At 66.6% G+C, this 19,832-nt stretch carries 16 protein-coding genes; 7 read left to right on the forward strand and 9 right to left on the reverse strand.

Annotation, left to right across the window (positions count from 1 at the left end):
* Positions 1 to 118: 118 nt before the first annotated feature.
* Both ACFVTD_RS20455 and ACFVTD_RS20460 read left to right on the forward strand, forming a co-directional pair.
* Positions 119 to 1,036, forward strand: coding sequence for a glycosidase (locus ACFVTD_RS20455; RefSeq protein ID WP_387566812.1), 918 nt, complete (start codon positions 119 to 121; stop codon positions 1,034 to 1,036).
* Positions 1,037 to 1,137: 101 nt separating this feature from the next.
* Positions 1,138 to 1,464 (forward strand): acylphosphatase, encoded by a 327-nt coding sequence (locus ACFVTD_RS20460; RefSeq protein ID WP_387566815.1) that lies wholly within the window; start codon positions 1,138 to 1,140, stop codon positions 1,462 to 1,464.
* A gap of 21 nt (positions 1,465 to 1,485) precedes the next feature.
* Here the strand turns inward: ACFVTD_RS20460 and ACFVTD_RS20465 are convergent, their stop codons facing one another.
* From ACFVTD_RS20465 to ACFVTD_RS20480, 4 genes are all read right to left on the reverse strand, one after another.
* Positions 1,486 to 5,133 (reverse strand): TM0106 family RecB-like putative nuclease, encoded by a 3,648-nt coding sequence (locus tag ACFVTD_RS20465; protein ID WP_387566818.1) that lies wholly within the window; start codon positions 5,131 to 5,133, stop codon positions 1,486 to 1,488.
* A 145-nt stretch (positions 5,134 to 5,278) separates the two neighbouring features.
* Positions 5,279 to 6,481, reverse strand: coding sequence for a TerC family protein (locus ACFVTD_RS20470; protein ID WP_387566821.1), 1,203 nt, complete (start codon positions 6,479 to 6,481; stop codon positions 5,279 to 5,281).
* Positions 6,482 to 6,518: 37 nt separating this feature from the next.
* On the reverse strand, positions 6,519 to 8,186 hold the full coding sequence (locus ACFVTD_RS20475; protein ID WP_387566824.1) for a RecQ family ATP-dependent DNA helicase: 1,668 nt from the start codon (positions 8,184 to 8,186) through the stop codon (positions 6,519 to 6,521).
* Positions 8,187 to 8,374: 188 nt separating this feature from the next.
* The gene (locus tag ACFVTD_RS20480) at positions 8,375 to 9,349 is read right to left on the reverse strand and encodes an aldo/keto reductase (RefSeq protein ID WP_387566827.1); all 975 of its coding nucleotides are present in this window, start codon (positions 9,347 to 9,349) and stop codon (positions 8,375 to 8,377) included.
* A gap of 304 nt (positions 9,350 to 9,653) precedes the next feature.
* On the opposite strand from ACFVTD_RS20480, the gene fdhA reads away from it, so the two are divergent.
* From fdhA to ACFVTD_RS20500, 4 genes are all read left to right on the forward strand, one after another.
* On the forward strand, positions 9,654 to 10,865 hold the full coding sequence (gene fdhA / locus ACFVTD_RS20485; RefSeq protein WP_387566829.1) for a formaldehyde dehydrogenase, glutathione-independent: 1,212 nt from the start codon (positions 9,654 to 9,656) through the stop codon (positions 10,863 to 10,865).
* A gap of 111 nt (positions 10,866 to 10,976) precedes the next feature.
* Complete coding sequence (locus ACFVTD_RS20490) at positions 10,977 to 11,330, forward strand: GNAT family N-acetyltransferase (RefSeq protein ID WP_387566832.1); 354 nt, start codon at positions 10,977 to 10,979, stop codon at positions 11,328 to 11,330.
* Between the two features lie 238 nt (positions 11,331 to 11,568).
* Positions 11,569 to 12,522 (forward strand): serine hydrolase, encoded by a 954-nt coding sequence (locus ACFVTD_RS20495; RefSeq protein WP_387566835.1) that lies wholly within the window; start codon positions 11,569 to 11,571, stop codon positions 12,520 to 12,522.
* Positions 12,523 to 12,590: 68 nt separating this feature from the next.
* Positions 12,591 to 13,952 (forward strand): MFS transporter, encoded by a 1,362-nt coding sequence (locus ACFVTD_RS20500; RefSeq protein WP_387566838.1) that lies wholly within the window; start codon positions 12,591 to 12,593, stop codon positions 13,950 to 13,952.
* Between the two features lie 24 nt (positions 13,953 to 13,976).
* Here the strand turns inward: ACFVTD_RS20500 and ACFVTD_RS20505 are convergent, their stop codons facing one another.
* From ACFVTD_RS20505 to ACFVTD_RS20515, 3 genes are all read right to left on the reverse strand, one after another.
* Entirely contained in the window at positions 13,977 to 14,729 is a 753-nt protein-coding gene (locus ACFVTD_RS20505; protein WP_387566841.1) for an ArsR/SmtB family transcription factor, read from the reverse strand.
* A gap of 42 nt (positions 14,730 to 14,771) precedes the next feature.
* Positions 14,772 to 16,007 (reverse strand): mechanosensitive ion channel family protein, encoded by a 1,236-nt coding sequence (locus ACFVTD_RS20510; RefSeq protein ID WP_387566844.1) that lies wholly within the window; start codon positions 16,005 to 16,007, stop codon positions 14,772 to 14,774.
* 117 nt (positions 16,008 to 16,124) lie between these two features.
* On the reverse strand, positions 16,125 to 16,532 hold the full coding sequence (locus ACFVTD_RS20515; RefSeq protein ID WP_387566847.1) for a DUF1304 family protein: 408 nt from the start codon (positions 16,530 to 16,532) through the stop codon (positions 16,125 to 16,127).
* A 118-nt stretch (positions 16,533 to 16,650) separates the two neighbouring features.
* Between ACFVTD_RS20515 and ACFVTD_RS20520 the strand changes: the two genes are divergently transcribed.
* Complete coding sequence (locus ACFVTD_RS20520; protein ID WP_387566850.1) at positions 16,651 to 16,986, forward strand: cupin domain-containing protein; 336 nt, start codon at positions 16,651 to 16,653, stop codon at positions 16,984 to 16,986.
* A 100-nt stretch (positions 16,987 to 17,086) separates the two neighbouring features.
* Here the strand turns inward: ACFVTD_RS20520 and ACFVTD_RS20525 are convergent, their stop codons facing one another.
* Both ACFVTD_RS20525 and ACFVTD_RS20530 read right to left on the reverse strand, forming a co-directional pair.
* Positions 17,087 to 18,163 carry a glycerophosphodiester phosphodiesterase family protein gene (locus ACFVTD_RS20525; RefSeq protein WP_387566853.1) on the reverse strand — a complete coding sequence of 359 codons (1,077 nt, stop codon included), beginning with the start codon at positions 18,161 to 18,163 and terminating at the stop codon, positions 17,087 to 17,089.
* Between the two features lie 195 nt (positions 18,164 to 18,358).
* A complete protein-coding gene (locus ACFVTD_RS20530; RefSeq protein ID WP_387566856.1) occupies positions 18,359 to 19,600 on the reverse strand; it encodes an MFS transporter in 1,242 nt (413 codons plus the stop codon).
* Between the last annotated feature and the right edge of the window lie 232 nt (positions 19,601 to 19,832).

Below are 19,832 nucleotides of genomic sequence, written 5' to 3' on the forward strand. Positions count from 1 at the left end.
GCGGCACCATCCGCTTCATAGTCGGTCACGACACGCAGAGTTAACCAATTAAAGTCGCGCGATTTAATGGGCAGTTGGCAAGATGCCTAAGACCGATCGCTTTTATATAAGGGGAATCATGGCCAAGTCCACCGCAGAAAACACCTACCTTCGACTCAAGACCGTCCTGGATGTCCTGACCGAAGGCGTGTGGTCAGGCGATGCACTGAACGCGGGCCAGGTCCTGGCAGAGGCAACCGCCCGGGTACCGTTCAACGACCATGAGTCCGAACTCCTCAGCGGCGGGATCCCGCGCGGCCACAAGACCCTCACGTCGGCCACCGCCAAGCTGGTCAAGGCCGGTTGGCTGATCAAGGGCCGCTCGGGCTGGACCATCACGGAAGACGGCATGCGCGCCACGGCCGCCTTCCCTGACGCGGGCTCCTTCGCGGCCGCGCTCGAGGCCGGCACTCCTGTCCCTGCCGACACCCCGGTTCCCACGGCTCCCGCAGGCTTCGTCCGGCCCGTCTCCGCCGCTGCCGCAACGCTGGAGGTTCCGGCCAAGACGGAGGCCCCGAAGAAGACCACCCGCAAGGCCCCCGCCAAGAAGGCGGCCTCCGTGGTGGGCAAGGCAGCCAAGGCACTCGAGGACGCCGTTGAACCCGTGGTGGCAGCCGTCCGCAAGAAGGCTCCCGCCAAGGACAAAGCCGGAACTGCTGCTGCCGAGCCGCTCGAAGGCCCTGACGTCGAAACGCTGCCGCAGCCCGAGGCCGTGGCCTTGGCCGGCGACTTCAACACCATCCTGGGTGCACCGGAGAACTGGGCACCGCAGTACGACGAAGCGCAGATGGAGTTCGATTTCCTGGACCAGCTGTGGAAGAAGAGCGCCGAACTGCCGGCCGGCTACTACACGTTCAAGATTGCCCTGAACCGCTCTTGGACCGAGAACTACGGCGCTTTCGGCACATTCGACGGCCCCAACCACGAGCTGCACCACGCCGGCGGCACCGTGACCATCCGTTACAACCACGCCACCCGCGACATCACCATCAACTAGCCCTTACGCAGCCCACGCGGGTCGCAGTTATCAGCCCCTGGACATCACGGCGGCGGTCACTGCGACCCGATCGGGGCAGCAAGGTTTGGGGAAGGAGCACCATGGGCAGGCACGCAGGTTCGGCGCACGACCCAGCGCGGGGCGGTTCTGCCCAGGACACTGTCAGGCTGGATGCCCGGGTGTTCGGGGTGGTCCAGGGTGTGGGCTTCCGCTACTGGACCATGGGCACGGCGGAGGAACTTGGATTGTCCGGCGAGGTGGGCAACCTCGACGACGGTTCGGTCTCGGTGATTGCCGAGGGAGCCGAACCGCAGGTCAGGAAACTGCTGGACTGGCTCACATCGGACAGGACCCCGGGCCGGGTGGAGCGGGTCGAATCCGACTTCTCTGCTGCCCAGGGAACTTTCAACGGATTCCGGGCCCACTGACTGGCGCCGCGGGCGGTTCGGCTACTCCCGCGGGCTGAGCCCAATGAAGGCACCGAGTTCCTCCAGCGCCGCTGGCTTGTGCGGCATATAGCTGGTGAGCTCTGGGGAGCGGACAATCACGGCACGCCATTGTCCGCGCGACACTGCCACGTTGATGCGGTTCCGGTTCAGCAGGAACTCCGCACCGCGCGGAGCCTCAGCCACTGCCGGACACGCCATGGAAACCAGCACAACGGGAGCTTCCTGGCCCTGGAACTTGTCCACCGTGCCCACCCGCACCTCCGGCAGCCCGGCCTCGGCCAAATGCTTGCGGATCAGATGCACCTGGGCGTTGTACGCAGCAACCACCAGCAGGTCCGCCTGCTCCAGGGGGCGGGACCCCGAGTCCGGGTCCGGCGTCCACTTCAGGCCCAGATGGCGGCGCGCCTGCCGCACCACTTCCTCTGCTTCTTCCCGCGATGCAGTGGCGTTGCCGCTGTGATCCACGAAGACCGTTTCCACCCCAGGCGGCAGCCCCTCGAGCTCGCGAAGCGATGCAGCAGGAGCAGAGTGCAGCTTTCCTTCGTAGCTGAGGTCCGATACCGCCCGGCACAGGTCCGGATGCATCCGCCAGGTGTCTGCCAGGAAATACCCCAGGCTCGAAGGCAGCGTGGCGTGTCCGGCGGCCAGCCAGCCCAGCGCTGACTCATCCACAGGTTCGGGGTGCGTGCCCTGGGTAACCTGCGGAAGCTGCTGGGGATCGCCCAGCAGGAGCAGCCTTTTAGCTGCCACGGAGACCGCCAGGGTGTTGGCGAGGGAGAACTGGCCGGCCTCATCAACGACCAGCAGATCCAGCGACCCAGCCGGAACTTCCTTACCCGTCATGGTCCACGCCGTGCCGCCAACCAGGCAGCCGCCCGGCGACGCCAGCAGGCGGCCCACGTCGCCGTCCGCTGTAAGGCCCCACGGGACGTGGTGCGGTGCAGCCAGTTTCTTGGCCACCGCCCGCGGATCCACTCCGCCGGTTTCAATGGCCCGGCAGAGCAGGTTCTCCACCACGTTGTGCGACTGCGCCACCACCCCGACCTTCCATCCCCGGGCGACGAGCCGGCCGATCACGTGGGCGCCGACGAAGGTCTTTCCTGTCCCCGGTGGGCCTTGGACGGCCAGGTAGGAGTGGTCCAGGTCCTGTAAGGACTCGGTAATGGCCCCGGCATAGTCGGCAGCGCCGTCCCCGCCATGCAGGACCTCCGCGGGAACCGGCCTGGAACGGAAACGCGGTGGCAGCTTGCGCAGGATGTCCAGGCCCGGCTGGGCTGGAATGGACGGGGCAGAAGCACCGACCGTCCGGGCGATCTCCGCGATGGCTGCTTCAATGCTGGCGGTGGCCACGGGCTGGTCCTCGGTCAGGGCCACGGGCAGGTGCGGGTAGGCGCCCACCTTTCCCGTTTCCCGCTCCACAATGGTGACAAGGTGCTCCGGGCCGTCCGGCGCCTCCTCAAGATCACTGATCCTGGTCCCGAATGTGAAGGCCCTGGTTCCGGGCGCGGCCTGCGGATCGGCCATCCCATCAGGCCCGGGGGCGTCGTACAGCCGGCACCAGCTGGTGCCGGGGCGGAAGTCGGAGCCCTCTGCCATGGTGCCCCGGAGCTTCAGGACGCGCGTGCGCATGCGTTCCCGGGGCTTGGCCAGCGCCCAGTCCGAGACCACTTCCGCGGAGGACACAACGAACACGTTGCGTTGGTCGGCCCAGGTGTCCAGTGGCGCCTCGACCCGGTCGAAGTGTTGCCACCAAAACTGCTTGCGCTCCCGCCGGTAGTATCCGGTGGCAGCTGCCACCATGGCGAGGGCCCGCTCATCATCGGTCCAGGGCCGGTCATCGGGAAGGCCGGCCAAGTACTCGCGCAACTGCGTCCCTTCCGGGGCTTCGTCGGAGCCCGGCGCGCCGCCGTCATCGGACTCTCCTCCACCGGCCAGCACTGCCGTGGCCGGCCCGTTGGTGTGGGCAGCACCGCCGTCGGTTCCGTCTTCCGGCGCCTGCGGTGCGATGTCAAGCAGCCAGTCACGGAGCCGGAGGGTGGAGAGGCAGTCGTATTGGTTGTAGTCGGAGATGGACGCCAGGATGGTGGCGGCTTCCTCCTGCCGGCCGGCGTCCCGCGCAGCGCAGTAGGCGGCATAGGCCACCACGGAGGCGCCGGCGTCCTTGACGTCACCGGACCGAAAGTTGTCTCCCATGTACAGCGGTTCGAGCTTCTTGATGGAGTACGAGGCCTCGGAGATGCGGATGGAGTGCCGGACGGTGGCATACAGGTCCACCAGCAGCCCCTGCCTCAGCCAGTCGTCCACCGTGTCCTCGCCGGCCTGGTGGGCCAGGGACAGGTTCCGCAGCGCAGTCTTTTCGTAGGCGGCGTAGTGGTAGACATGCATGTCCGGGTACACGGCGCGGCGTTGCTCGACGTACTCCAGGAAATCCAGGAAGGCGCGGCGTTCCCCGGAGCGGGAGTGCGCCCAAAACGGCCGGAACACCGGATCGCCGGCGGCACCCGGTACGGGAGCTTCGACGACGCCAAAGAGGTACTCGATGCCCCACGCGCCCGTGGCCGGATCCTGCCACAGCGGATCGCCCTCGAAGTCGAAGAAGATGTCACCGGCGCTGGGGGCAGGAAGCGAGCCGATGGCATTGTCCTGGAGCACGCTGAACGACACCGTATGCGGTTGTCCATCCTTCGTGAACGTCCGGGAACCTGCAGTCCGGTCCAGGCCGAGCTGCATCCGCGCCTGGGCACGGAGCCTGGCCACCGAGTTCCTTGCCTCGCCGGCGGGCATCGCTGCCAGCTCATCGATGGTGGTGATGCCCGCCGCGTGCAGTTTCCGCCGCTGGACCACTGACATGCCCGCCACCATCAGGAGGTCCCGGTGAAGCTGTACCTGCTCCGCGCAGTAGTCGCAGCGTCCGCAGTGCACGACGCCGGGCTGTTGCCACTCCACCGCGCCGTCACCGGCGCGGTGGCTGGCTGTCAGGTAGCGGAAGCGCCGGCGTCGTTCCCGGAAAACGGGCAGCAGGTCCGGCAGCGAATGGCTGCTCCGCAGCCAGTCCCCACCCACCCGTGTTCCAAGCACCAGCGTGACGACGGGGGAGGGCTCAAGCCCCATCCCCAGGAGCTGATCTCCGTAGGCGGCCAGCTGCAGCAGTGCCCCAACCTTGGCGTGACGGGCAAGTTTGGTATCCCAGACCTCGTAGCGGCCCGGGGCGCCGGTGCCTGCAGCTTCGTTGACCAGGAAGTCGGCGTAGCCCAGGAATTCGCCGTCGAAAAACGTTGCCTGAAAGACCACATCTGCCCCGGAGCGGAGGGCGAGTTCGGTCTCCGCGTGCTTTGCCAGCAAATCCCCGCGCAGGTTCTGGCCGCGTTCGAGGGAGTAGACGCCGGCGCCGCGGCTCGCGTCCCACTCGCCGTACCTGGCTACCAGGCTGGCGAGCACGGTCTGCTCATGCTGGTCGCCCAACCCGCCGGCGCGCTTCTGCATCTCGTCGGCGGGGAACTCCGCCTTGGCGGTGCGGCCCAGTTTTTCGTCCAGGATGCGGAGGGTGCGGTACTCGCATTCGCTGGCGGCCACCAGGTCGCTGGCGGAGAAAACCAGGTCCGGCGGCGTGCCGTCTCCAGCGTGCACACCGGCATCGAGCAAAAACACGGGGCCTCCCCAACTGTCCGTGGCCGAGGGGAACGTTCCCCTGGCCTTGAATCAAACGTAGCAACAGGGGCTGACAATCACTCCTGCAGGCCTCGGAACGGTTCAGACCAGGCACATTCCAAGGTCCCCAACTGACCCGGTAACCTCAGCCTTCGTTCGCGGCAGCCCGCACCTGGGCCTTGTCGTGCTCGTCATGGGCTTGCCGGATCAGGTCCAGGAACTCGGTTTCGTTGCGGACCAGCCGCTTGTACTTCTCGGGAAGCTTCCGGATCTGGTCTTCCTCGCGGACCATCTTGGTGAAGATCTTGTCCCGCTCCGCCATGTCCGTTTCATAGTTGAGGTCCACGTACTCGGTGGCGTGGCGCCTTGCTCCCGAAACCGCATTCTTGGCCTTGCCCTTGGGGCTGAAGACCGAAGCCAGGATGGTTACCACCAGCACCCCGAGGATCACGCTGAGCGACAGGCCCGTGCTGACCTCCACCACGTTGACGTGCCCGCCGTCGTTGATGAAGGGCAGCGTGTTTTCGTGCAGGGCGTGCAGGATGAGCTTCACGCCGATGAACCCAAGGATGACGGCAAGGCCGTAGGAGAGGAAGATCAGCCGGTCCAGCAGGCCGTCGATCAGGAAGAACAGCTGCCGCAGGCCCATCAGGGAGAACGCGGTCGCCGTGAAGACGACGAAGACATTCTGGGTCAGCCCGAAAATTGCCGGGATGGAGTCCAGAGCGAACAGGATGTCCGTACCGCCGATGGCCACCATGACCAGCAGCATCGGCGTCAGGACCCGCTTGCCGTTTTCCACCGTGAACAGCTTGTCGCCGTCGTAGTGTTCCGAGGCAGGCAGCAGTTTCTTGGCGAGCCGGACCACCAACCCGTCGGAGTCGTCGTCGTGGTCGTCCGGTTTGAGCAGGTTACCGGCCGTGACCAGCAGGATGAGCCCGAAGATGTAGAACACCCAAGCGAAGCTGTTGATCAGCGCGGCGCCCAGGAAGATGAAGGCCGTGCGGGCAATCAGGGAGAAGACAATGCCGAACAGCAGTACTTTTTGCTGGTCCGCCCGCGGCACTTTGAAGCTGGCCATGATGATCAGGAACACGAAAAGGTTGTCCACTGACAACGCTTTCTCGGTGACGTAGCCGGCGAAGTACTCGGTGCCCATGTCGGGTCCGCCGAACAGCAGCACAACCAGCCCAAAGAGCACCGCGATGGTCACGTAGATGGCGGACCAGGTTGCTGATTCCTTGAGGGAGGGAGTGTGGGCTTTGCGGACGTGGAAGAAAAAGTCGAAGGCCAGCAGCCCGGCGATCGCCGCAATGGTCAGGGTCCAGGCATAAGCAGGTACTTCCACGCGGCGGGCCTTTCGTTGGAGTGTCCCTCCAGCCTACCTAAGCGGGTTTCAGCAGCTGGTGCTCCACGACGGCTGCCCGGGACAGCGTCTTGTACCCTTCCTGCTCGAAGAGCACCGTGATGACATCATCCTCGTGCCGCATCACCAGGCCCGGACCCCAGTCCTTGTGGACCACCGCGGACTGCAACGGGAAAGGCTCGGCGGCAGCGGAAGCCGCCGCGCCGCCGTCGGACTTCTTCGCCTCCGCCTGGATGGGGGCTTCTGCGCACCCATCACAATTCCCGCAGGGGGCCGGCAGGTCCTCGCCAAAGTAGCCGAGCAGGAACTGCCGCCGGCAGCCGTCCGTCTCGGCATAGGCGCGCATCATGGTCAGCCGGGAATGGTCCACCCGCTGCCGGGCTTCGGCCAGCTCGACGGCGTCCGCCACCAACGCGGGCAGCTTGGCTTTGGACGCGAGCCGGACCCCGCGCTTTCCGGTGCTGACGGCATCGATTTCCTCCAGCTGGTTCACGAGGGAGGTCATGCGCCGGGCCTTGAACCCCGTCAACTCGGCAAGGGAGGACTTGGGGGTGGGCGCGTGGGCCGCCTTGAGGACCTTCAGCACGGCAAGGAGCGACTCGGGATCGGGGGAGTGGGTGCCGAAAAATCTACGGAGGCCAAGATCCTCTGACCTGTAGTGGAGCACGGCGGAGGCCGGTTGGCCGTCCCTGCCTGCCCGGCCGATCTCCTGGTAGTAGGAGTCCAGCGATTCCGGGATATCGGCGTGCACCACGAAGCGCACGTTGGGCTTGTCGATTCCCATGCCGAACGCAGTGGTGGCCACCACCACGTCCAGCCCATCGTCCAGGAAGAGTTCGTGGATGCGTTCACGGTCCTTGGCAGACCGGCCAGCGTGGTACGCCTCGGCACGCAAGCCCTCTGAAACCAGCTTGGCGGCGTATTTCTCTGTGTCCTTCCGGGTGGCGGCGTACAGGAGCCCATGACCTTTCCGCGCCAGGCCGGCCACCTGCAGCAGCACTGCTTTGCGCTTGTCCTTGTCTTCGTGGTGCCGGACCACGTCCAGGCTGATATTTGACCGGTCGAACCCATGCACCAGCACCAGGGGCGTCTTCATGCCAAGCCGGTCCACGATCTCGTCCCGGACCGGAGGGGAAGCCGTGGCGGTCAGGGCCGCAACGGGCGGGTTCCCCAGCTGCTCCCGGACATGTCCCAGCGCCAGGTAATCCGGCCGGAAGTCGTGTCCCCAGGAGGATACACAGTGTGCCTCGTCCACGACGAACAGCGTGATGTCCAGTGCTTTGATCCGGTCCACTGTTGCCTGTTTGGCCAGCTGTTCCGGGGCGAGGAACAGGAACACGGCCGAGCCCTCCTCGGCAGCGCGCCAGGCATTCTCGATGTCGGCGTCGCTGTGCGAGGAGTTGATGGCCACGGCGGCGTCCGGTCCGAGGAACTGGGACAGGCCCTCCAATTGGTCCTCCTGCAGGGCAATCAGCGGTGAAACCACGACGGCGGGACGTCCCGTTGCCTTGTGCAGCTCCAGGGCTGCGACCTGGTAGATCGCTGACTTGCCGTAGCCGGTGGGCATGACGGCCAGGACATCACGGCCGTCCACGAGCGCGGCCATGCCGGCCAGCTGCCCGTCCCGAAGGTCCGGCAGGTTGAAAGATGAAGCAGCAAGGGCCCGAAGGGCAGGTTCGTCGGACATGGAACTGGGCTCCGCACAGAAGAAATCAGCGGCCGCTTGCTTCAGCCGTAGGGACCACCCTACGCCAGCGCCGCCCGCCGTCGTAAACCGTTGCCGGGCCGGGGCCGTGGACGGCCCGGGCCCGCATAAGCGGTGCTGGCCGGCAACGATTATGCGGGGGAGGGCCGTCCGTGCGTGGTCCCCGGGGGCTACGCGTCGATAGTGGACATGTTGGGGTAGCGGGCGCCGGCAGTGGACCCCGCCGGCGCAAGCTCGTCCAGCAGCTGAAGTTCGTCCCGGGTCAGGTCTACATCCACGGCGCCGAGGTTCTCGCGCAGCCGTTCGCGTTTCTTGGTGCCAGGGATCGGGACGATGTGCTCACCCTGCGCCAGCAGCCATGCGAGTGCCAGCTGTCCGGGGGTGCACTGTTTCCGGTCCGCCAGCTCCTTGACCCGGTCCACGAGTTCGAGGTTCCGGGTGAAGTTATCGCCCTGGAAACGGGGGGAGTGCCTGCGGAAATCGTCCTCGGCGAAGTCGTCCACGCTGCGGATCTGGCCGGTGAGGAAGCCGCGGCCCAGGGGGCTGTACGGCACGAAACCGATGCCCAGCTCCGCGAGCACGGGGAACACCTTGGTCTCGGGCTCGCGCTCCCACAGCGAATACTCAGTCTGAAGCGCGGTGATGGGGTGCACGGCGTGGGCCCGCCGGATGGTTTCCGCGGACGCTTCTGAGAGGCCCAGGTGCCGGACCTTGCCGGCCTGGACCAGTTCCGCCATGGCTCCCAATGTGTCCTCGATGGGAACCGTCTTGTCCACCCGGTGCTGGTAGTACAGGTCGATGTGGTCCACCCCCAGCCGCTGGAGGCTGGCGTCGCAGGCAGAACGGACGTAGTCGGGCCGGCCGTTGATGCCCACCCAGGAACCGTCCTCGCGGCGTTCATTGCCGAATTTTGTGGCGAGCACAACGTCTTCGCGGCGTCCTGCGATGGCGCTGCCCACAAGTTTCTCGTTAGTGAAGGGGCCGTACATGTCGGCCGTGTCCAGCAGCGATCCGCCTGCGTCCAGGAACTCGTGGATCGTTGCCACCGACTCCTGTTCGTCACCGCTGCCGTAGAACTCGCTCATGCCCATGCAGCCAAGGCCCAGGGCCGAGACTGTCAGTTGTCCAATAGTGCGCGTTTTCATGCCGTTCTCCTCAACGGTAGAACTTGCCTGGGAACCGGCCGTCCTGCATGCGCGGGGCCGGTGGGTACAGCGTACGCCGCGGATAACAGTTCCCCATTACAAGCCCCCGGTAAACAAGGGGCCCCTACCCCTAGACCGCTCTGGGGGCCGTGCCTAGACTGGGCGAATCCCCACCCCGGGAACCGGTACCTGACCACGCCAAACATCAGGATGCACCAACCGGCCAGGACTGTTCCCCATGCGGGATGTCTCACCTACCCAGATCACGGCCGTCCCACCGGACGCCTGACTATAGGAGCGATAGATGACAGGGAACAAAGCCGTTGCCTACAAAGAAGCCGGCAAGGTGGAAGTAATTGACATTGACTACCCAACGTTCGAGCTCAAGGATGGGCCCGGCGTCAACCCGGCCAACGTGGGGCGCCCGGTCAACCACGGGGTGATCCTGAAAACCGTGGCCACCAACATCTGCGGCTCGGACCAGCACATGGTGCGCGGCCGCACCACGGCCCCGCCGGACCTGGTGCTGGGCCACGAAATCACCGGTGAAGTGGTGGAAGTGGGCCGGGACGTCGAATTCATCAAGGTGGGGGACATCTGTTCCGTGCCGTTCAACATCGCCTGCGGCCGGTGCCGGAACTGCAAGGAGCGCAAGACGGGCATTTGCCTGAACGTGAACCCGGACCGGCCCGGCAGCGCCTACGGGTACGTGGACATGGGCGGCTGGGTGGGAGGCCAGGCCAACTACGTCCTGGTCCCGTACGCCGACTGGAACCTACTGAAGTTCCCGGACAAGGACCAGGCCCTGGCAAAGATGATGGACCTGACCATGCTCTCGGACATCTTTCCCACGGGGTTCCATGGTGCGGTGACCGCCGGTGTGGGCGTCGGCTCCACGGTCTACGTGGCGGGCGCCGGTCCCGTGGGCCTGGCAGCGGCCACCAGCGCGCACCTGCTGGGCGCCGCCGTCGTAATTGTGGGCGACATGAACGCCGACCGCCTCGCCCAGGCCCGCACATTCGGCTGCGAGACGGTGGACCTGACCAAGGGCGGCCCGGCTGAGCAGATCGAACAGATCCTGGGCGTCCCGGAGGTCGACTGCGGCGTGGACGCCGTGGGCTTTGAAGCACGCGGCCACGGGCAGGGCGCGTCCGAGGCTCCGGCCACCGTGCTGAACTCCCTGATGGAGATCACCGCGGCCGGCGGCGCCCTGGGCATCCCGGGCCTGTATGTCACCGGTGATCCGGGCGGCATCGACGAGGCCGCCAAGAAGGGCGCACTGAGCCTGAGCCTGGGCACGGGCTGGGCAAAGTCCCTCTCCTTCACCACGGGCCAGTGCCCGGTGATGAAGTACAACCGGCAGTTGATGATGGCCATCCTGAACGACAGGGTGAGCATCGCCAAGAACGTCAACGCCAAGGCGATTCCGCTGGAGGATGCACCGAAGGGTTACGCGGAGTTCGACGCCGGCGCAGCCACCAAGTACGTCCTGAACCCGAACGGCTACCTGAGCTGAGGGCGGCGGCGGACGGGGATGCCGCCAGGGAGCGCCGCTGCGGAAATAAGTGCCGCCCCGTGCAGGTTAGGCTTTGCACGGTTAGCACCATCCGCAACTGAAGGAGTTCCCTTGAGCGACATCACCGTCCGCCACACCCCCGGGCGCGACCGCTTCGAGATTCTTGATGCCGGCAACGTGATCGGCAAGGCGGCGTACAAGGAGTACGACGGCGGGGAGTCGCCGCAGCGGATTTTCTACCACACAGTCATCAACGAGGAATACGGCGGCCAGGGCCTGGCCGGCCGCCTGGCGACGGCTGCTCTGGACAGTACGGTGGCAGACGGCATTGGAATCGTCCCGGTGTGCCCGTTCATCAAGAAGTTCCTGGCCAAGCACCCCGAGTACCTGGCCAGCGTGGTGGCCGTGACGCCCGCGCACCTGGAGTTCCTGGAGAGCGCTATCGCGGCCCGCACGCGGGGCTAGGTTTCGACCCGCAAATTCCTGCCCGCTGCGGAGACTCCCTGGCGCGGCCGGTATTCGGGCGCGTCACGGAAATTGCGCGTCGGCACCGGTTTGGCGGGTCGCCGGAACGGTCCGGCGGAACGTCCGGCAAGCCTTCAGGTAGCTCCCAAAATCCGGTGATTTAATCAGCATCTGTCAGCGCGGCACACCCCCGCGCTGACGTTGTTTGAGATTGCCGAAGCGGACCAGGAGCCCTTGTATGTCCATGCACCCCATGGTGCCCAAAACCGGCCGCGGTGCTCCGCCGCCGGTGCCGGGAAAGCCGCCGGCTCAGGGCAGGGCGTCGGCCCACAGGCGGCAGGGCCACAAGAGGCTGCTTATCCTGGCTATCGCCCTGGTGCTGGTGATCATCGGCACCGTGACCCTGGCCGTGGCCCGGTCCGAGCCGCCGTCGGGCGCGGTGACTCCCACCCAGCCCGCTGTTCCCGCCTCACCGGTAGCGGCAGCCCCGCCGTCGCTGCAGGACAACGTGGACAACATCCTGGGCGAAGCGGACCAATACCGGATCGGGCTGGCGCTCGCCGACGTGTCCGGCGGCGCCGAAAGGACCTTTGGCGATGCGGACACATTCACGGCGGCCAGCACAGCCAAGATCCTGACCGCAGCCGCCTACTACCACCTGGTGGAGAACGGCCAGGCGAGCCTGGACGATCCCATGGGCGACTACGACGCTGCGTTCCAGCTCAAGGCCATGGTCAACGACAGCAACAATGATTCCTGGCTGCTCCTGATGGATGCCGTCGGCTATCCGCAGCTCATCGCCTACGCGGCGTCCATCGGGATCACGTACGACCCCGAACAGAACATGCTGACCGCGGCAGACATGGCCCTGATCCTCAAAAAGCTGTATGCGGGCGAGCTCCTGGACAAGGACAACACGGAGCAGCTGCTGGGCTACATGCAGCACACCAACAACGAGGACCTCATTCCCGCGGGGTCTCGTTCCGGCGTGGACGTTTACCACAAGTACGGGGAGGTCGGCGGGGAGCTGCACGATGCAGCGCTCCTGAGCTACCGCGGCTCCACCTTCGCGCTGGTCATCTACACCGAGAACCCGGAAGGGGTGCCGGATGACGGGCAGGCCGAGGTGATCCGGGATCTCACCCGGGCCGTCGAGGACGCGCTCTTCCCGGTGGGACTTACGGCCAAGTAGCCAACACCACACCACGCCGTCAGCCCGCCAAGTCGTCCCCGGCGCCCACCGTGGACCAGACTGTTACCGTGAGCAACAAACCCCGGACTGCCCTGGCCGTCGCCGGCCTCAGCCTGGGCACGGCACTGAACCCGCTGAACTCCTCCATGATCGCCGTGGCCCTGGTGGTACTGCGCGCCGACTTCGGGCTCGACGTCGCCGCCGTCACCTGGGTGGTCACATCCTTCTATCTGGCCTCCGCCGCCGGCCAGCCGGTCATGGGCAGACTGGCCGACCGGTTCGGCCCGCGCCGGATGTTCCTGCTGGGCATGGGACTGGTGGCCATCACGTGTGCGCTGGCTCCGCTGGCCCCGAACTTCGCGCTCCTTTGCGTCGCGCGTGCGGTCATGGCCCTCGGCACGGCCACCGCGTATCCGAGTGCGGTGGTGATGGTGGGCACGCTGGCACACCAGGCCAACGTTGACGCGGCGCGCCCCCTCGGGCGGCTGCAGATGGCCAACACGTCCGCAGCCGCGGTGGGTCCCGTGGTGGGTGGTTTGCTGGTGGGTTTCGTGGGCTGGGAGTCGTTGTTCCTTGTCAACGTCCCGCTGTCCCTGGCGGCGCTGCTGATCGTCGCGAGGGCGGCCCCGCCGGACAAGGCCAGGGAGCGCGGCAGCGTGGCAGAGCTGGTGCGTGACTCGGATGTCCCGGGCATCGCGGGGTTCATCGGCGCGTTGTTGCTGGTCATGATGGCGGCGCTGAACGTGGCGCCGGACTACCGCTGGCTCATGCTGGCCGGCGGAACCGTGCTCGCAGCCTTGTTTGCCTGGCGCGAGCTGCGCTTCGCCAAGCCTTTCCTGGACCTGCGGCTGCTGGGCCGGAACCGGCCGCTCATGCTGGTGTACCTGGCCTTCGCCGTGTTCAGCAGCGTGTACTACTTCGTTTTCTTTGGCCTCCCGCAGCTGCTCCAGGAGGCCGGCGGCTACGATCCCGGCGTGGTGGGCCTGCTGATGCTGCCCCTGGCCGGGATGTCCGTCATCGCCACGCCCTGGGCAGTTGCCGCGATGGGACGGTTCGGTGTCCGGCGGGTGCTGCTCGCCGGCGTCGTCCTTTTGACTGTGGTGGCGGCCCTCATGTGGGTGCTGACCGGCACCCTGGCCATTCCCTTCGTGGTGGTCCTGACAGCGCTGATGGGCATCCCGTACGGAACCGTGGGCATCGCCTCCAACCAGGGCATGTTCGTCTCCACCCGGCCGCAGGACCGGGGCGTCGCGGCCGGCATTTACCAGACCTGCCGCTACGTGGGTGCCATCACCGCGACCGTGATGATCGGGGTGTTCGCGTCCGGCGGGGTGCACCAGGACAGCTGGATGCGGATGGTCCTGGCCATGCTGGTGCTGTGCGCGGTGACGTTCGGGATTTCCGTTTTCTGGCGGCAGCAAAAGGCCTAGCCGCCTCGGCGGGGCTGCGGCGCGTCAGGTGTACATCAGGGAGCCGGGCGTGGTGAGCTTTTCACCGGTTTCCAGCCAGGTCTTCAGGCCGGAGAGGATCATCGGCCAGCCGCCGTAGAGCTGTTCGTTGGCGCCCTCCCGCAGGTCGCTGTGCGTGACGGTGAGGTGGCAGGAATCGCCCACCGGTTCGATCTCCCAGGTGACCTTCGAGGTGCCCTCGGCTTTGACGTCCTCGCCCCAGAGGGCCCGCATGGTCTGCACCAGCCTCCGTGGCGGGTCGACTTCCAGGTTTTCGCCTTCGCCGAGGATCTGGCCTGCCTTGGGATTGCCCATTTCGAAGCGCCCGCCGGGGGACCAGTCGGACTCCATGGTGTTGCCGAACTGGTACTTGCTGCGGATGTCGCTGTCCGTGATGGCTTCCCAGAGCCGTTCGGGCGTGGTCTTGATGTAGATCTCGAAGATTTTTTCCATGGGACTTTCCAATCTGGATTTGAGGTCGCTGAGGGCAGCGGCCCATGGTTCTGCGTATTTGCTGACCCAGCGGTCGTGGACCAGGCGGATGGGGACGGGATTGAGGAAATGCAGCTTTTCCCGCCCTCGACGGCGGGCCACCACCAGGCCTGCGTCCTCCAGGACGCGGAGGTGCTTGGCAATCCCGAACCGGCTCATGCTGAACCGTGCCTCAAGCGCACTCAGGGTCTGGCCGTCCTCGCGGAACAGCTCGTCGAGCAGGTCCCGCCGGGTGGGGTCGGAGAGTGCTTTGAACACGTCGTCCATGGGTTCAATGATAGGTGACCATATGGTCACCTATCAAGGGTTTTAGTTGTGGGATGCCAAGTTCCGGTCGCGTTCCTCGAACACCTCGTCGCCGGGGCCGGTAAACGCCCTTGACCTCTCCACGGCTTCCACCGATCCGGTGAACAACTGCGATTCGTGCGGGTCCGCCGGCGCGTGAGCCCCTGCTGCTCCGGACCCACCCAGCCCCCGCAGCGGTGCCTTGCGCCAGGTAGCCGTGCCGGCGTCGTCCGCTGCCTGCTCCCAGCGCTGGTGCGGCAGGGCTTGCGGATGGTTCTGCTGGAGGAAGGTCACCATGGTTTCGCGGACCAGGCAGCGCAGGTCGAAGAGCGCTGCACTGTCCGCCGCGCTGACCAGGATGCGGACCCGGACAAAGCCTCCGGTGGCGTCGGTGATCTGCAGGACGCCCACGCGCCCATCCCACAGTCCGGTTCCCGCCAGGACGCGACGCAGCTCGGTGCGCATGTCCTCCACGGGGGCGCGCCAGTCGAGGTCGAACTCCACGGTGCCCATGACCTCGGACTGGCGGCGGGTCCAGTTCTCGAACGGAGTGGTGGTGAAGTAGGTGGACGGAAGGATCAGCCGGCGGTCGTCCCACAGGTGCACCACCACATAGGTGAGGGTGATCTCCTCGATCCGGCCCCACTCCTTCTGGACCACCACCACGTCATCCACGCGGATGGCATCGGTGAACGCGAGCTGCATGCCGGCGAAGACGTTCACCAGCGAGGTCTGCGCGGCAAGGCCCGCCACGATGGAGATCACGCCCGCGGATGCCAGCAGCCCGGCGCCCAGCGCCTGGATCGCGGGAAAGGTCAGCATCGCAGTGCCGACGGCGAGCACCACCACCAGCGCCACGGCGATCCGGCGGGCCAGGATCATCTGGGTGCGCAGCCGGCGCGCCCTCCGGTTGTCCGCCACGTCCACGCTGTGCCGGTTCAGCACCACCGCCTCCACGATCAGCAGGACGGCGACGGCAAGCCACGCGAACGCGCCGATCATGGCAAGCAGCAGGAGATGGTCGACGCCGGCGTGCCAGCTTTCGCCCCCGGCCGTAAGTTCCAGCGCGGCCCGGACACCCACCAGGCACAGTGCCAGCCGCAGCGGCTGGCGGGCCACCCGGGAGGTGGCCTGCAGCTCGGGCCGCTTGCGGTTGAGCTTGAGGACGATCTTGCGGAGCAGCCAGGACAGGGTGAGTCCGGCCGCAACGGCCAGGGCCATGGCGATGAAGGGCAGGGCGGGTTTCAGGACGTCGAGCATCTTTTAACGTTTATCAAGCCTTTGCCGCGGCCCCGAAATCGAGTACCTCCGGGGGCGTGTCCCCGTTGTGTCCCCTGCGGGCTGCGGCGGCCCCCTGCGCGCCGTGCCCCGGAGAAGCTATGGGCCGAAGGGCAGCAGGAGCAGGGCCGCCAGGGCAGGGACCGTCGCCGCGAGGGTCCCCGGCACGCTGTCCCACTTCCGGGGGTAGTGCCCCTGGAGGTCTGCGAGCAGCATGGTGGGTGCGGTGAGGACCATGTTGGCGCAGCAGTAGACCACCAGCGTGTAGCCCACCACCAGCTGGCCTGAGTTGGCCGCAACCACTCCGGCGATGACGCCCAAGGCGATGACCAGGTTCTTGTAGCCGGTGGGGATGGCCCACATCATCACCGCGGGGACGTTCTCCGGCGGCGTACTGAGGAATTTCTGCGCCCACCTGTTGCGCCGGAGGAGGAAGCTCTCCACCGGAAAGACGAAGATATAGATGACCGCGGCCACCACCGCGAAGATCTGGGACACGGTGTTCATGTTCGAAGAGTAGGGCCGGCTTCACCGTTGCTCCATCCCCTCTCCGGGGGATTTCCAGCCCGCGCCTGCTGGAAGAAAGCCGCACCCACGGGCCGCGAACGCGCGTAGCCTAGGGCGCATGCAGAAGATATCAATCGACGCGCTGGCCCGGCAGCAGCTCGAGGCGGCGGTCACCTCCAGCAACGGGCGCGCGGCGGACACGGTCTATGGCGGCCACGAGAAGGTCCTCCGGCAGACGGTCATGGCCATGAAGGCCGGAACCCAACTGAGTGAGCACCAGAACCCCGGGGACGCCACGGTCTTCGTGCTCCAGGGCTGCGTCAGCCTCAGGGCCGGCGGCGAGTCCTGGCAGGGCAAGACCGGCGACCTGCTGATCGTCCCGGCCGGCCTGCACAGCCTCCACGCCGAAGAAGATTCCACGTTCCTGTTCACGGTGGCCAAGCACCGCGACTGAGCACCGAGCCCTGGACGGTCGACGGCGGCTGCCGGACTTCCCCCAGCGGAAGTCCGGCAGCCGCCGTCGGGCCCTGTTCCGGGGCCATCGTTCCGCGGAACTACGCCTGCGGGGCGTAGGCCTTGGGCAGCTTCATCCCGCGCTCATCCATGACCGCGCGCAGGCGGGTGGGGTAGTCGGTGATGATGCCGTCCACGCCCTGGTCCATCAGGCGCTCCATGTCCGTGGCCTTGTTGACGGTCCACGGGACGACGGCGAGGCCCAGCTGGTGTGCCTCGTCGATCATCTGCGGGGTGACGGAGCTGAACGTGGGGGAGATGACGTTGTACCCCTGGGCAGCTGCAGCTTTGGCAAGGGAGCCGCCGTAGGTGTCGATGTCGATGCCGCCCAGTTCGGGTGCGGCACCCGGCTGGCCCACCTGCATCCACTTATCACCGCTGGAGAGCGCAACAAGCGTCAGCTCCGGTGCCAGTTCCTTGGTGAGGTTGAGCGAGGACCAGTCGAAGGACTGGATGGTCGTGCGGTCTGCGGCGCCTGACGCCTGCACTTCTGCCACCACGGCCTTGGTCAGCGCCACCATGCCGTCGCCGCCGGCTTTGCCGTCCTCCACCTTGGTCTCCACGTTGAAGCGGACCTTTTTGGCGTTGTACTGCTCCGCCAGCCGGTAGACGTCCTTGAGCTCGGCGATGCGGTTCCCTTCGATCACGTCCTGCTCCGGGAAGCCGGGCAGCTGGGTGAAGCCGCAGTTGAGGGTCTTGACCTGGGCCAGGGACAGCTCCGCCACCCTGCGGCCGACGTACGGGAACTCAGGGTCGCCGGCGGTGGCCGGGGCGGTGTCGATGCACTTGTTGGCCTGGATGGTGTCGTCATGCCAGACGATGATCTTCCCGTCCTCGGTGAGGTGGGTGTCCAGTTCCAGGGTGCTGACGCCGAGCTTCAGGGAGTTGCCGAACGCCGCCAGCGACTCTTCGGTCCACTCGCCGCGGCCGCCACGGTGCGCCTGGAGGTCGAAGGAACCGTTGTGCTCGTTCGTCTTGAGGGCTGAGGTGGCGGTGCCGGCGGCGTTCGACGACGGCGTGCCGGCCTCAGGGGTTTCGGCGGCGAAGGCGGCGCCCGGTGAAGCGATGGCGGCGGCGAGCAGCGCGGCGGTTGCCGCAGAGGTCAGGACTGTGCGCATGGGGATGGTTCCTCCGGGGTGACGGGTTCCGGCGGTGCCGGGTGACCCGCCAACGCTAGGCCGGCCAGGTTGCGGCCGAGGTGTACGCAGTTGGAGGAGAGGTTAACGCCAGGTTCTGTCCCCCGCTGCATCGATTGCTCCGTACCGGTCGTTTTGGCGGCTCAAAACGGCACCTACGGAGCAATCGATGCAGGATCAGGCGGGGTCCTTGACCTTGTCAGAGACGGGCCGGGGCTCCAGCCAGATGCGTTCCCGCGGGCCGGGCGGGTACGCGTACCTCTTGCCGGCGAGCGTGATCACGAACGCCGCAACCACCGGGATTGCCGCTGCGGCCGGAACCAGCAGCGGGCCGCCGACCACCAGGGCCGCCGAGCCGTAGAGCGCGCCGATCGTGATGCCGAGCTGGATGGTCAGGACCGTGAGCCCGTTGGCAGCCTCGCTGTACTCCCTGCCGGCCCGGAGGATCGCCGACTGGTTGTAGATGCCGATGGCGCCCAGGCCCGCACCCCAGACGGTCATCAGCACCAGAGCCACCACCAGGTTCCCCACGGCGAGCGGCAGGAGGAACATCGATGCCGCGATGGCCGCCGTCGTGATCAGTAGCGAACGGCGGGGCCGCGAATCCACGGTGAGGCCCGCGATCCAGATGCCCAGCAGGCCGGAACCGCCCAGCACGGTGAGGGAGAGGCTCGTGGCGTAGTCCGGAAGGTTCGCCTCGCGGATGAAGGGTGCAATGTAGGTGAACAGGGCGAAGTGCGCCAGGACCAGCAGCGGCCAGGCAATGGCCACCGACTTCACGCCCGGCTGGCCGATCGCTTTGCGCAGGGACGGCCGGGCCGCGTCGGAAATGCGCTGGACGCGGGGGAGCAGCCAGAACGCGAGGACTGTCAGGACCACGCCGAACCCGGCGAGCACCAGGAACGCGGCGCGCCAACCCAGGAATCCGCCCAGGGCAGTCCCCACCGGTGCGCCAATGGCCAAGCCCAGGCTGTTGCCGCTGAAGACGATCGCCAGGGCCTTGCCCACCTTGTCAGCTGGCACCACTCGGGACACGAACGGCGCCATAGTGGTCCAGAGCAGCCCGTGCGCCAGGCCGCCCACCAACCGGGCGATCATCGCTGAGGTGAAGTCCGGTGCCAGTCCCACCAGAGCGTTGCTGAGCGCGAAGGTCAGCACCAACGCAACCAGCAGTGCGTGCCGCGGGATCTTCCCCAAAAGCCGTGCCGCCGGAACCACCGTGACAACAATGACGGCGGCGTAGGCAGCGGCAAGATAACCGGCCACCGGCTCGGACACGCCAAGGCCGGTGCTGATCTGCGGCAGCAGCCCGGACGGGAGGAGTTCGGTGGTGATGGCCGTGAAGGCAATGGTCGCGAGGACCACCATTGCGGCATAAGGAAAACGGGCAGGGGACGGCGCGGAAATCGCGGAAGGCATGGGGGTGCGTCCATTCAAGGGGTGGGGTTGGAAAGCGGCTCGCTGGCCGGACAATTCCTCCCTTAAATTTACAGGATTGGAGGGCCTGTCATGGACGTGACAAGGCACCGGCGGCACCGTGTTGCGACGCGAAAAAATCTCCGCGAGCGGTACCGGAGGATAGGTTGGTTGTGGAACTTCAACGCCCGCTGCAGCTGCGCCGGGCCCGGAACCCTGGAGACCCCCATGAACA

Source organism: Pseudarthrobacter sp. NPDC058119 (assembly GCF_042884655.1).
Taxonomy (GTDB): domain Bacteria; phylum Actinomycetota; class Actinomycetes; order Actinomycetales; family Micrococcaceae; genus Arthrobacter.